Source organism: Runella defluvii (assembly GCF_014195535.1).
In the GTDB taxonomy this organism is placed as follows: Bacteria; Bacteroidota; Bacteroidia; order Cytophagales; family Spirosomataceae; genus Runella; species Runella defluvii.
On the sequence record NZ_JACIBY010000009.1, the window covers coordinates 62,327 to 75,630 of the forward strand.

Genomic DNA, 13,304 nt, shown 5'->3' on the forward strand with positions numbered 1-13,304 from the left:
TGACGAAAATCCTGTAATCCTTTTTGAAAATCGTGTAACTAGCTTCCCGATTTAAGCCACTACTTTTGTAACGACAAATGAATAGTGCAATGGAAACCGAGATTAAAACTGATAATCAACAACTTTTGGTGCCCGTCACGGGGATGACCTGTGCGGCTTGTGCCGTGAGTGTTGAAAATATACTCAAAAAACAGGAAGGAGTGCTAGCATGTGCCGTCAATTTTGCCAATGAATCAGCCAGCATTTCTTTTGACACGACCCAAACCAATCCTGAAGCCCTAAAACACGCACTTCAAGCGGTAGGATACGATTTATTGCTCCATCCTGAAAAAGCCCAAGCACAACAAGCTGAACAAAAAGCGAATCAGCTACTTACGCTACAAAAACGTTTACTTTGGGCGACCATTCTGACGTTACCCGTGGTGGTGTTGGGCATGTTTTTTATGGAACTCCCTTTCGTCAACTGGATTATGTTGGCACTGACGACGCCCGTATTGGCTATTTTTGGTCGTGATTTTTTTATTCATGCGTGGAAACAGGCCAAATACGGTCAAGCCAATATGGATACGCTAGTGGCACTGAGTACAGGAATCGCTTTTATATTCAGCCTTTTTAATACCGTCTATCCCGAATTTTGGCACCACCGTGGACTTCATCCGCACGTATATTTTGAAGCATCTGCAGTGGTTATTGTGTTTATTATGGTAGGCAAATGGTTGGAAGAAAAAGCCAAAGCCAACACCTCAACCGCCATCCAAAAACTGATGGGATTACAACCACGAACGGTGTGGGTTATTGAAAACGGGGAAGAAAAAGAAATTGACATTTCAGCCGTACGGGTAGGCGACCGAATGTTGGTAAAACCTGGGGATAAAATTGCGGTTGATGGGAAAGTGCTTTCGGGTACTTCTTACGTCGATGAAAGTATGATTTCGGGAGAACCTGTCCCCGTTGAAAAAAACAAAGGCAGTAAAGTATTTGCAGGCACGGTCAATCAGCAAGGGAGTTTTCGTTTTTTGGCCGAAAAAGTGGGAGAAGCTACGCTCTTGGCCCAAATCATTCGGATGGTTCAGCAAGCCCAAGGCAGCAAAGCCCCCATTCAGCAACTGGCCGACAAGATTGCAGCGGTATTTGTGCCCATCGTCATGGCCATTTCAGTACTTACGTTTGTTGTCTGGTCAAGTTTTGGTGGAGAAAACGCCCTCACCCAAGGTTTAGTAGCCGCCGTCACCGTCCTAGTGATTGCTTGTCCCTGTGCGCTGGGTTTGGCTACGCCCACCGCTATTATGGTAGGAGTCGGGAAAGGGGCAGAAAACGGCATTTTAATCAAAGATGCCCAAAGCCTTGAGTTGGCACACCGAATCGATGCGGTTGTACTAGATAAAACAGGCACAATCACCGAAGGGAAACCAACAGTAACTGATACGTACTGGGCTTCCGACGAACCTACGTTCAAATCCATTGCCTTGGCACTCGAAAGTCAATCGTCGCACCCTTTGGCCGCGTCCATTGTGCAAACGCTCAAAGCCGATGGCATCAAAAGTGTTCCGATATTACAATTTGAAAATGTGGCGGGGAAAGGCGTCAAGGCTTTATTTGAAGGGAATGAGTACGTGATTGGAAGCGTATCTTGGATAGCAGAACGTGGGTTGTCTTTTACCAATTTACCGATTAATACTTGGCAAGAATCGGCCAAAACAGTGGTCGTATTTGCCAATAGTACAAACGTGCTGGCGGCGTGGGCCATCACTGACCCTATCAAACCCACCTCAGCGCAGGCCATTGCTGACCTTCAACGTGAAGGAGTAGAAGTATATATGTTGACGGGCGACAACGCATTTACGGCCCAAAAAGTAGCCCAAGAGGTTGGAATTAGTCACTTTAAAGGACACGTACTTCCAGCAGACAAAGCTGCTTTTGTTGAACAACTTCAGCACGCAGGGAAAATCGTGGCGATGGTCGGCGACGGTATCAATGATTCTCATGCCTTGGCACAAGCCGACGTAAGTATTGCCATGGGAAAAGGCTCCGACATTGCCATGGATGTTGCGAAGATGACGCTTATTTCCAGCGATTTACAAAAAATCCCTCAAGCCATCCGACTTTCAAAATGGACGGTGGCGGCCATCCACCAAAACCTTTTTTGGGCATTTATTTACAACCTCATTGGAATTCCGCTGGCGGCGGGAGTGTTGTATCCCATAAATGGCTTTTTACTTAACCCCATGATTGCGGGGGCGGCGATGGCACTCAGCTCAGTATCAGTCGTAGCAAATAGCCTCAGGCTGAAATGGAAAGGGGTTTAGCGCTTATCGGTGCGGTCAGTTTCTCAAAACTGGTGCGGTCGGTTTCTCAAAACTGGTGCAGTCGGTTTCTCAAAACCGACCCAAATACATGATTTTAAACACAAAACGTCATAAAAATGGAGACATTACAATTCAAAACCAACATCAACTGCGGAGGCTGCATTGCCAAAGTAACGCCGTTCTTAAATCAAGTTGAAGAGATTGAAGATTGGCGCGTTGATACTGCCAACCCCGATAAAATTTTGACCATCAACGGTGAAGAATTATCAAGCGAACTTATTCTAGAAACAATCGAGAAAGCAGGGTTTACGGCCATACAAGTCTAGTCTGTCGGTTCAACACTTCTAGCGGAAGTTATGCTAGAAGTGTTAAAAAGTTATTCGTAGCTTTGTTATAAACTTTTCAAAATGACCCGTACTCTTATCAGCTTCGATTGGGCGCTAAAAAGGCTCCTCAGACAGAAGGCCAACTTTGCTATTCTTGAAGGTTTCTTGAGTGTCTTACTCAAACGAGACATCGTCATTATCAACCTCCTAGAAAGCGAATCTAACGTGAACGACGATGAACAAAAAATAAATCGCGTGGATTTGTTGGTTGAAAACGAGCAAAAAGAACGACTCATTATTGAACTCCAATACAGCAAAGAATTTGACTTCTTTCAAAGAATGCTTTTTGCTACTTCAAAACACTTAACTGAAACCCTTCAAAAAGGCAAACCCTACCAAGAAATCAAAAAAATATTCTCCATCAACTTGATTTACTTTGATTTAGGACATGGCACTGACTATGTTTATCATGGTAAAACTGAGTTTAGGGGCATCCATCAAAACGACATTTTAGACCTTTCAGAAAAACAAAAAGAGCTTTTTCACAAAGAAGCCCTTTTTGAAATTTATCCCGAATACTATGTCATCAAAATCAACAATTTCGACGACATAGCCCGCGACAACCTCGATCAATGGATTTATTACTTTAAGAACAACGAAGTAAAGGACGAGTTCAACGCACGCGGTTTGGCCGAAGTAAAAGCACAATTACAATTTGATGGGCTTTCTGAACAAGAGCAACTGGCCTACGAAAGGCACGAAAAAATGTTCCTTTCAGAACGAGGTATAATCGCTACCGCTCGCATTGAGGGAAAAGCTGAAGGAAAAGCTGAAGGTCTCATTGAAGGTGAACAACAAGCACGTTTGGCAATGGCTATCAAAATGAAAGCAAATAGCTTTGCAACTGAAACCATTGCCGAAATGACTGGGCTATCTGTTGATGATGTCAACCAACTTTAGCTCCCTACTCGTCGTCGTTGGTTTCCTAAAGCGGTTTTGCCATGATGTAATCTTGCATTAGAAATCCATCTCCAATGTCAATATCTTCACTTCCTACGATGCTAAAGCCCATTTTTTCGTAAAACCCAACCGCTTTATTATAACGGTTGACGTTGAGTAGTAGCGCCGAATTGTTATTCTCCGTAGCAATTTCGGCTACTTTACGAATCAAAGCTGCTCCCGCCCCTTTGCCCTGACTAGCAGGTAACAAGTAAATTTTATGAATCTTCGTGTTGGGTTCATTTTTGTAATTGAGTTCGTACGAGACGTACCCCAACCACTCTTCGTTCTCTTTTATCAACAGAAAAACGTGCCCTTTTTCCTCAATTTGCGCTGTTAACGACGGAATGCTGTACATCCAGTCAAGCATGTAATCAATTTGTTTGGGCGACAAAATATCCCCAAAAGTCATGGGCCAGGTCTGATAAGCGATGCGCTGAATTTCGGGCAGTTCTGCCGTAGTTACGTTGCTGATTTCTAACATTTGTCTTTTTAATAATTGATAGACTTTCCAAGTTGTTCATCAAACTTGGAAAGTCTGCTGCTAAATTAGGCGTTCTGAGCTAATTTCAAATGCTATCTTTTCAAAAATTACACAAAAAGACATTTTAAACCGTTCATCTATATTTTAGTTTAGAAATGTGAACTTATTCGTTATTTAACGTCTCAATGGCATGGGGGCACAACCGCCTTGCTATTTCTTCACAAAACCTAAACGAATTTAACATGGAAAAACAGCCAGTCGTAAGTTTACGCGGCCTAAAAAAATCGTATGGCCGCGATTTAATCCTCAAAGGAATTGATTTGGACGTGTATGCGGGTGAAATCATTGGGTACATTGGCCCCAATGGTGCGGGCAAAAGTACAACCCTCAAAATACTGATTGGGATGCTTCCCGATTTTGTAGGGGAGGCCAAGGTGCTCGGGTACGACATTCGAGAAGATGCCCTTGAAGTCAAGAAACGCATCGGTTATGTGCCCGAAAATGCCATGTTATACGAAGTTCTGACACCCATGGAGTACTTGTTGTTTATAGGCAGACTACACAAAATGGAGGACGAACTCACCGAACGTCGGGCGTTGGAATTACTCGAAATTTTTGGTCTAAAAACCCACGCAGACGTGAGAATGAATACTTTTTCCAAAGGAATGCGGCAAAAGGTGTTGTTGATTTCGGGACTTATTCACAACCCAGACGTCATCTTTTTGGACGAACCTCTTTCGGGACTGGATGCCAATGCCGTGATTTTGGTAAAAGAAGTGTTGGCCAAATTGAAAGCCGCTGGTAAAACCATTTTTTACAGCTCCCACATCATGGACGTGGTAGAAAAAATCTCCGACCGAATTGTGATTATTAACCAAGGAACCATTATCGCCAACGGTACTTTTGAAGAACTCAAAGCCCAGGCGCAGTCGGGTTCGCTGGAACTTATTTTCCAAGGACTGACGGGCGACAACGAGAATAGCCACCGCGCCGAAGATTTTTTACAAGCATTGAAGTAAAGTCCAAACCACTTAACGAGTCTCCCAATGAGCAACGCAGTTTTACGAATTCTCGACCTGATGCAAGGCGTATTTCGGTGGTTAGGTGCCGATTACGACATTTTACGAACAATCGTTGAAGTGAAATTCAAAATGCAAAACCGTCGGCCAATGGCGTCGTTTTCGCAATACAAATCTTATAACAACGACCAAGACACCAACAATTCCTTTTGGATGATGGTGGGGATACTTTCAATTTTTGGCGGATTGATGGGCATTAGTATTTTCTTCATCGACAAACCCTATTACGCTTATGCCTTACCTTTTGGGTATATCATGATTATGTCGGTGCTTACGTTAGTCACCGACTTTTCGTCCTTGCTGCTCGATACCACCGACAATGTGGTGCTTCTTCCACGGCCAGTCACGGGACGTACCATTTTATTGGCCCGATTGGTTCATATTGCCTCCTATGTCCTTATTCTTTCCTACGGAATTGCCCTTTTGCCGCTTATTTTTACTCTTTTTAAGTACGGCATTTTAGCGTTTTTGGCCTTTGCATTGGCTGTTTTTGTTTTGGCTATGTTGTCGGTTTTCTTTACCTCGCTCCTCTACATGCTTTTAATGCAATTTACCAGCGAAGAACGATTAAAAGACATCATCAGCTACTTCCAAATTGTATTCACACTTTTGGTAACGGCTGGTTATCAAATGGTAGGGCGTATTTTCACTTGGCTCGACCTCGATACCACGGCAGTTGCCATTCGTGGGTGGCATTACGCCCTTCCTCCGCTCTGGTTCAGTGGTTGGATGCAATTTGTGATTAAAGGAGCCCCCAGTTTTTGGATTTTATCCTTGCTATCTTTTGGTATTCCTCTTCTTGCCATGTGGATTTTGATACGATATTTGGCTCCACAATTCACCCAAAAAATCGCTCAAATGGGTGTGGGCGACGGGGGAGGTTCCGAAAAAGTCATTACACAAAAACGCGGTGGTTTTGTTAGCCGATTAGCTTCCTTAATGACCAGAAGCCACCTTGAAAAAGCCATTTTTGAACTTTCGTGGAAAATTACTGCCCGCGATCGCAAGTTTAAGATGCGTACTTACCCCACTTTTGGGTCGTTAATTCCGTTGGTATTTGTTTTTGGAAAGGAGCTTTTTGACCCCCAAAAATGGTCAGAGATGGCACAAGGCTACCTTTATTTAATGTTGCTTTATATGGCACATATTATTGCAGGTACGTTTCAATCTCAAAGTCATTTTAGTGAAGATTTTAAGGCTGCATGGGTTTATTTTGCCACGCCCACTGATTCCCCCCGCGACGTAGTGGTAGGCAATATCAAAGCCATTCTTCTTAAATTTTACACCCCGTTTTATCTGCTACTTAGTGCCTTCGTTTTGACCATTTGGGGCATCAAAGCACTCGATGATTTGTACTTAGCCTTTGTGGCATCGGTGTGTTTATCCATGATTGAGAGCAAGATTGGTTCCCAAAATCGTCTTCCATTTTCCAAAAGCCTAGCTACGATGAAAGAAGCAGGGCAAACTTCTCAGTTTGTCATTTTTATGCTTTTGCTTCCCATTTGTGGTTTTGGACATTGGGGACTGACGTTCATCCCATTTGGCGTGCCAGTTGCCTGTGTTTTTGCCACCTTTATCGCTTATGTTTTGTACAAACAATTCGACAAACTGACTTGGGAGAGCTTTGACTTATAGAAATCTTTGGCACTCTATTCGTGAAAATCATTGGATTGCGGTATCTTTCGGGCTCTAATCTTTTTTAGCTCATTTCTATTATCAAAACATCAATGCAGTTCGTAAAAAAAACACTCCTTCTTTGTGCTTTCTGCGGAACGGCCTTTGCCCAGCAGAAATTCGAGAACTACGCGCAAGCCATTTCGGGAAGTAACATTAAATACGATATGGTTGCCATCAAAGGTGGCGATTTTATGATGGGTAGTCCTGCCAAAGAAAAAGACCGTAAAGAAGACGAAGGTCCTCAACACAAAGTAAAAATTGAGCCTTTTTGGATGGGTAAGTACGAAATTCCTTGGGATTTCTATGATCTTTTTACCACCAAAAATATCGAAATTGAAATGGCAAAGCGTTTTCCAGATACCGAAAACAGCCTATCCAAAACCGATGGAAGTACGCGCCCAAGTGCTGCCTACGTTGATATGTCATTTGGAATGGGACGCGGTGGCGGTTATCCAGCTGTCAACATGACTCAATATGCCGCCATTTATTTTTGCAAGTGGCTTTATGAAAAAACAGGCGTATTTTACCGCCTTCCTACCGAAGCCGAATGGGAATATGCCTGCCGTGCGGGTACCACTACTGCGTATTCGTTTGGAGATGACCCAAAACTATTAGATGAATACGCTTGGTACAAAGCCAACAGTGGCGGTGGTTACAAAAAAACGGGCACAAAAAAGCCCAATCCTTGGGGATTGCACGACATGCACGGAAACGTGATGGAGTGGACACTCGACCAATACGCCAAAGATTATTATACCAAAAAAGCGGGTGGCCAAGCCAAGGAAGCGTTTTTGAAAGTAACTGAGTTGTATCCAACATCCGTTCGGGGTGGTTCTTGGGACGACGATGCAAGTGTATGCCGCAGTGCTACCCGTATCCCTTCAGTTCCTGACTGGAAAATTATTGACCCTCAGAGTCCCAAAAGTGAGTGGTGGATGACCAGCGCTTCGTTTGTTGGTTTTCGCATCGTTCGCCCAGTTAAAACTCCTTCCAAAGAAGAAATCGCCGCTTACTATAACCCGCCTCTAATTGAGGATTATTAATAAGTATTTGGCCTTCAACATAAAAATTACCCGTAGATTCATTCTTTACGGGTAGTTTTTGTTTTTTGGGCACTTTTATAGGCTGACAAACACATTGATTTTAGGTCGCTAAATCAACGACATCCACAATTTCCAACTTAAACTCTTTTCTAAAAATGGAAACTAATCGCCGAGAGTTTCTCAAATCGTCTAGTTTATTAACAGGAGGTGCTTTGCTAAGTAGCCTACCTTTTGCTTCATACGGATTTCATTCGTCAAATGATGATACCATCAAAATCGCCCTTGTTGGCTGTGGTGGTCGCGGAACGGGTGCAGCTGCCCAAGCCCTTAGCACCAAACAAAATGTAAAAATCGTAGCCATGGCAGATGCGTTCCAAGATCGCTTGGACGACGCATACACCGCCTTGACCAAACGCAAATACAAAGATGATGCTGGTGTAGAGATTGATGTTAAATCAAAAATTGATGTACCAAAAGATCGGATGTTTGTGGGCTTTGACGGTTACAAACAGGCTATTGCCTTGGCAGATGTTGTTATTTTAGCTACGCCTCCTGGTTTCCGCCCAATGCACTTTGAAGAAGCTATTCGCCAAAATAAGCACGTATTTATGGAAAAACCTGTAGCAACCGACGCGCCAGGTATTCGTAAAGTGCTTGCAACGGCCGAAGAAGCAAAACGCAAAAAATTGAACGTAGTAGTTGGGCTTCAACGTCACTATCAACGCAACTACCGTGAAGCAATGAACCGCATTCACGACGGAAAAATTGGCGATATCGTTGGTGGAAGTGTGTATTGGGTTTCGGGTGGCGTATGGAATAACCCTCGCAAACCGAATCAAACTGAAATGGAATACCAAATGCGTAACTGGTACTATTTCAACTGGTTGTGCGGTGACCACATTACCGAACAGCACGTGCACAACATCGACGTAGCGAACTGGGCAAAGCAAGGCTATCCTGTTTCGGCACAGGGCACGGGTGGGCGACAAATCCGTAACGGAAAAGAGTTTGGTGAAATTTTCGACCACCATATCGTGGACTTCACTTACGCCGACGGTACGCTTATCAACAGCCAATGCCGCCACTATGAAGGAACATTTAGTAAAGTAGATGAGCAGTTTTTGGGCACCACAGGCCGCATCGACAGCTTCAATGGCAACAACACCGTTTTGAAGTCATACCAAGGCGGAAAAGTCATTTATGCCCACGAAGGAAAAGGCGACCGTAACCCATATCAAGTAGAGCACGATGAGCTTTTTGCAGCCATTGCGAAAGGTGAATACAAATTTGCTGATGCCGAAAACGGAGCAAAAAGTACCCTCACTTCTATCATGGGACGTATGGCTACGTATTCTGGTAAGTTAATAAAATGGGAAGAAGCCCTCAATTCAAACATTAGCCTTTTCCCTGATCAAATTGCGTGGGATGCTAAACCAAAAATTTTACCACTTGCCGATGGATTCTATCCTGTCGCAGTTCCTGGTAAAACCATCACCGTTTAATCAGGTTTTGTCCTAAAATAATTTTCCCCGTCACCTTTGCAAATTGCTTGGTTGACGGGGAATTTCATTGTAGGGTAATTGACGTTGTGCTTTTATTCTTGTTTCAGTACCTTAATCACTTTAGTCGGCATGTCTGGATGCGACGTTTGGAGTAGGTACGTACCTTTTGTCAACTGCAACGGTGCCAGTTCCAATTCGGCCTCACGTCCCTGCCAACGAACCTGCGGCACTGGCATCATAAAGCCCGCAAGCGTTACAATTGAAAATGTCGTGGATTCTGGCTTGTAGGTATCGGGAAGGGTCATTTTTAAAACCGACACAAACGGATTCGGATACGCACTCCATACTTCCACTACCTCAGCTTCCTCCTCACCTATTCTGGCATTACCAGCTATCAGCGTAAATGTAATTGTTGACTCTCCTATTACTTTGTTAGCCCTAATGGCTTTGGCTGTTAGTTTATAAGTTCCTAGCTCAGCACTAAAACCGCCATTGTCATCAAATAACCCATAAGGAGCAGCTGCGTCTGAAAAAGACTGCACTTTTGTCCCAGTCATACTAAATTCGATTCGATCCACTGCCTGACTTGATTCCGCAAAAATGTTCACAAAAGTTGCAATGGTTTGAACCGACGAAAGTGAAATCCTGTCCCCATCACGCAGGGTGCGAATAAACCTTCTTGATGACGAACCCCCTGCTTTGAACAAACTAAAAACAAGATTGGCAGTCATTGGCGTACTTTCACTTACTTTAATGACAAAAAACTCGTCAACAATCGCTCCTTGGTTATCTATGGCACGAACTGTTACTGTATAATTTCCAACAGTTGTTGGTGTTCCGACAATACTCCCACCTTGGAATGACAAGCCTGGAGGCAAGTTCCTCACCAAAACACCAAACAAAATACCATCTGGGTCGCGGAAGCCATTCACGTCAATGTTCAGTGAAAAAGCTTCTCCAACGACGGCTTCTTGATCAGGGATTTGAGTAACGATTACTGGCGGAATATTTCCATTACTCAACGTTACCCACAACGTGAGGGTTGTTTCTCCAAATGCACCCAGGCCATCATAGCCTCGCACCACAATTTTATACTCGCCTGCCACGCTTGATGTTCCGATGATTGCCCCATTGGCATACACAAATCCAGATGGCAGGTTGCTTACTTCTAACCGAACCGTTCCACCCTCAGGGTCACGGAAAAGCCCTTGCGGCAGTGTATATGAAAACGGATTACCCACCACGACCCGTTGGGTAGGCAAAGTTGTCGTTGCTACTGGTGGCAAATTCGAGGAAATACTTCTAACAGATAGCTGAAAGGACGTTTCAACCGAAGCATTTTCATTGTCAATTCCCCGCACAGTCACTTTATAATCACCCGCTGTTGCAGCTTTCCCCGATAGTTTGTTGTTGGCATAGGTAATTCCTTGCGGCAAATTTTGCACCAACACCCGCACAATATATCCGTCATTATCACGGAAAATGTTAGGCGTAATTTCGTACTCATACGCCTGTTGCACTACCGTTACTTGATCAGGAATGGTCGTCACAACAATCGGGCTTTGGTTCACAGATAATACTTTTAGTAAAAACTGGGTTTTGACCGACGCATTTTCATTGTCAAAAGCCTCTACTGTCACCGTAAAATTTCCTGCTACCGTCGGAGCGCCACTAATCACGCCACTATTTGCCACCATTCCCGCTGGGAGACCAGTCACAACAAGCCTTGAAATTTGTCCGTCTTTGTCTTGAAAAGTGCTGGTAGGAATGATAAAGATAAAATTGCGGTTGATGGTGGCCTGTTGATCAGTAATTTTTGTCACTACAACTGGCGCTTGATTGACCCGCAGATTTGCCACGACAAAATTAATGGTCGTTCGACCTACACCATTGGCGGGTACAATTGACGTTGAATTATAAGCTTCAAGTACCAATTGATAATTTCCCAACTTTAGGGTTGTTCCTCCATCATCCCCAAATAGTGCAAACGGAACATCCGTTTCGGTACGGGTCTGATTGACAGGCCCTGTCAGTTTCATAATCACTGCTTTGGCTGACGCATCGGGTGTTGCGATAAAATTTGTAAGGAAGTTGAGGTCATTCAAATTAAGGGTATCTCTATCTTTTACATTGCGTAAAAATGTACGATTCAGGTAATTACCCGCTTTAAACAAGGCCAATGTAGAAGGTTTTTGAGCTACGACTTTGAGATTGAACGTAGTGCTGGTTGAAGCATCATACAAATCAGTTGCAGTAACTGTAATTTTATACGTACCTACAATCAACGAATTACCACGAATCGTGTTTTTGTCAAAATAAAAACCAGTAGGTAGGCCGCTCACTGCATACGATTCAATGCTGCCATCGGGGTCTTGAAATGAACCTTCGGGTATGGTGTAGGTCGCATCAAAACCAGCCGTAATGGTATAATCTGAGAGTGCGGTTTTTACCACAGGGGGCTGATTGACTTCTGGTTCGCCGAGCAAATCCTCTACCAATTGAATTTCAACTGGGCCGCTTACGCGCTTTTCTTCCCAACGATTGTTATAACCTGGAATACCGTAGCTCCCTGTTCTTACCAGTTCTGACAGTTTAACCACCATTTTTTGTTTATTCACAATGGGGGTCATGGGTTTAGATAACCAGTTAGTCGCTACACTTTTAATCATGGGGGAAAACCAATTTAAGTCCGCCGTGTTGTTGATTACGACATTGACCAACTTACATCCACGTTCAAAATGTTGGCCTAGCATTTGCTCCATGCCAAACTGCGACAAATCGGGTTCACGGAACGCTTCGTTCATAATCCACTTATCACCCATGCTTCCGCGCAACACGTCCGCACTAAAATAGTGATTGTAATATTGAGAATCATTGATTTTAGTACCGTCAACGTTACGGGCTAAATCCTTGAAAGCCAATGTCCCACGACGGAAACTTAGTCCATCGTGTACCGACCCAAAATCATTGATAACCTTATAATTGGCATTCACTCCTTTAACAGTGCTGCTTACCCCGTCCAAAAAGTTTTTTAGAAGCGTGTGCCGATAAATGTACCAATCAGACCAACGTTTATTTTCAGGATGGCTATAATCGGTCGTAATTGGTTGAATATCGCCAATGGCGCTGTAGTCAGATTTCCAAGCATCATTAATTCCTTTTAGGGAGCCATATTTAGCAGCCAACCAGCTTTGATAACCCGTAAGCATTGTGGGAGTATAATCATACAACGATAAGTAAGGATCTCCGTAGCCAATGTTGCCATTCGGAATGTACCCTTCGTAGTGATAGCCCGCTTCTTGGGTCGTCGTGGTTGTCGCGGCAACGCACAAAACGCGCCCTTCTTGCAAATACGAAACATACCTTTGGCTTACTTCTTTCACAAAACCGAGGGCTTTGGTGACAGAAGACTGGTGCGCCATGCTAAAAATTTCTTTAAACACGCGGCCTTGTTGGTCTTTAGAAGCCTCGTTTTCGGTCCAAAAACCCTCGTTTCGGTTACAGCAGCGTGCCAAGTGAATCCGAAAAAAAATCTTCAACCCTAGCTCTTTGCACAATTTCACTTGGTTATCGAATTGTACCCAGTTGGCGGAACTTGACACCTGTGGATACACAACATCCCAGCGTACCGTAATCATGGCAGCATTACAACCTTGTTTGGCGGCTTCGCGTATGACATTGAGGCCATGCTCGTCTCCTTCGGTGGTATTTAATAAAGCAACGCACAAATAGCGTTGATTGTCATCTGCGACAAAATGGTGCGGTTGAGGTGAAGTGAATGGGTCAGAATTAATCTTTGCGCTGGTTTTTAAAGAAACCACCCATGCCAGTACACACAAAATTCTTGCTACACGTATAATCATTTGGGACATGTTTTTGATAAAGGGG

Annotated in this window: 9 protein-coding genes; 7 read left to right on the forward strand and 2 right to left on the reverse strand. The window is 43.9% G+C overall.

Going from position 1 to position 13,304, the window contains the following annotated elements; all coding sequences use genetic code 11:
• The first annotated feature begins 89 nt into the window (after positions 1–89).
• From FHS57_RS19815 to FHS57_RS19825, 3 genes are all read left to right on the forward strand, one after another.
• A complete protein-coding gene (locus FHS57_RS19815) occupies positions 90–2,306 on the forward strand; it encodes a heavy metal translocating P-type ATPase (RefSeq protein WP_183976743.1) in 2,217 nt (738 codons plus the stop codon).
• A gap of 116 nt (positions 2,307–2,422) precedes the next feature.
• Entirely contained in the window at positions 2,423–2,632 is a 210-nt protein-coding gene (locus FHS57_RS19820; RefSeq protein ID WP_122930266.1) for a heavy-metal-associated domain-containing protein, read from the forward strand.
• Between the two features lie 81 nt (positions 2,633–2,713).
• Complete coding sequence (locus FHS57_RS19825; protein WP_183976745.1) at positions 2,714–3,592, forward strand: Rpn family recombination-promoting nuclease/putative transposase; 879 nt, start codon at positions 2,714–2,716, stop codon at positions 3,590–3,592.
• Positions 3,593–3,617: 25 nt separating this feature from the next.
• Here the strand turns inward: FHS57_RS19825 and FHS57_RS19830 are convergent, their stop codons facing one another.
• The gene (locus FHS57_RS19830) at positions 3,618–4,115 is read right to left on the reverse strand and encodes a GNAT family N-acetyltransferase (RefSeq protein ID WP_183976747.1); all 498 of its coding nucleotides are present in this window, start codon (positions 4,113–4,115) and stop codon (positions 3,618–3,620) included.
• 242 nt (positions 4,116–4,357) lie between these two features.
• Between FHS57_RS19830 and FHS57_RS19835 the strand changes: the two genes are divergently transcribed.
• The 4 genes from FHS57_RS19835 (at position 4,358) to FHS57_RS19850 (ending at position 9,416) form a co-directional block, all read left to right on the forward strand.
• Positions 4,358–5,134, forward strand: coding sequence for an ABC transporter ATP-binding protein (locus tag FHS57_RS19835; RefSeq protein ID WP_183976749.1), 777 nt, complete (start codon positions 4,358–4,360; stop codon positions 5,132–5,134).
• A gap of 27 nt (positions 5,135–5,161) precedes the next feature.
• Entirely contained in the window at positions 5,162–6,829 is a 1,668-nt protein-coding gene (locus tag FHS57_RS19840; RefSeq protein ID WP_183976751.1) for a hypothetical protein, read from the forward strand.
• Between the two features lie 92 nt (positions 6,830–6,921).
• Positions 6,922–7,914: a formylglycine-generating enzyme family protein gene (locus FHS57_RS19845; protein ID WP_183976753.1), complete on the forward strand. Its 993-nt coding sequence runs from the start codon at positions 6,922–6,924 to the stop codon at positions 7,912–7,914.
• Between the two features lie 155 nt (positions 7,915–8,069).
• Entirely contained in the window at positions 8,070–9,416 is a 1,347-nt protein-coding gene (locus FHS57_RS19850) for a Gfo/Idh/MocA family protein (RefSeq protein ID WP_183976755.1), read from the forward strand.
• 92 nt (positions 9,417–9,508) lie between these two features.
• On the opposite strand, the gene FHS57_RS19855 is transcribed toward FHS57_RS19850, so the two are convergent.
• Positions 9,509–13,279 carry a putative Ig domain-containing protein gene (locus FHS57_RS19855; RefSeq protein WP_183976756.1) on the reverse strand — a complete coding sequence of 1,257 codons (3,771 nt, stop codon included), beginning with the start codon at positions 13,277–13,279 and terminating at the stop codon, positions 9,509–9,511.
• Positions 13,280–13,304: the final 25 nt, after the last annotated feature.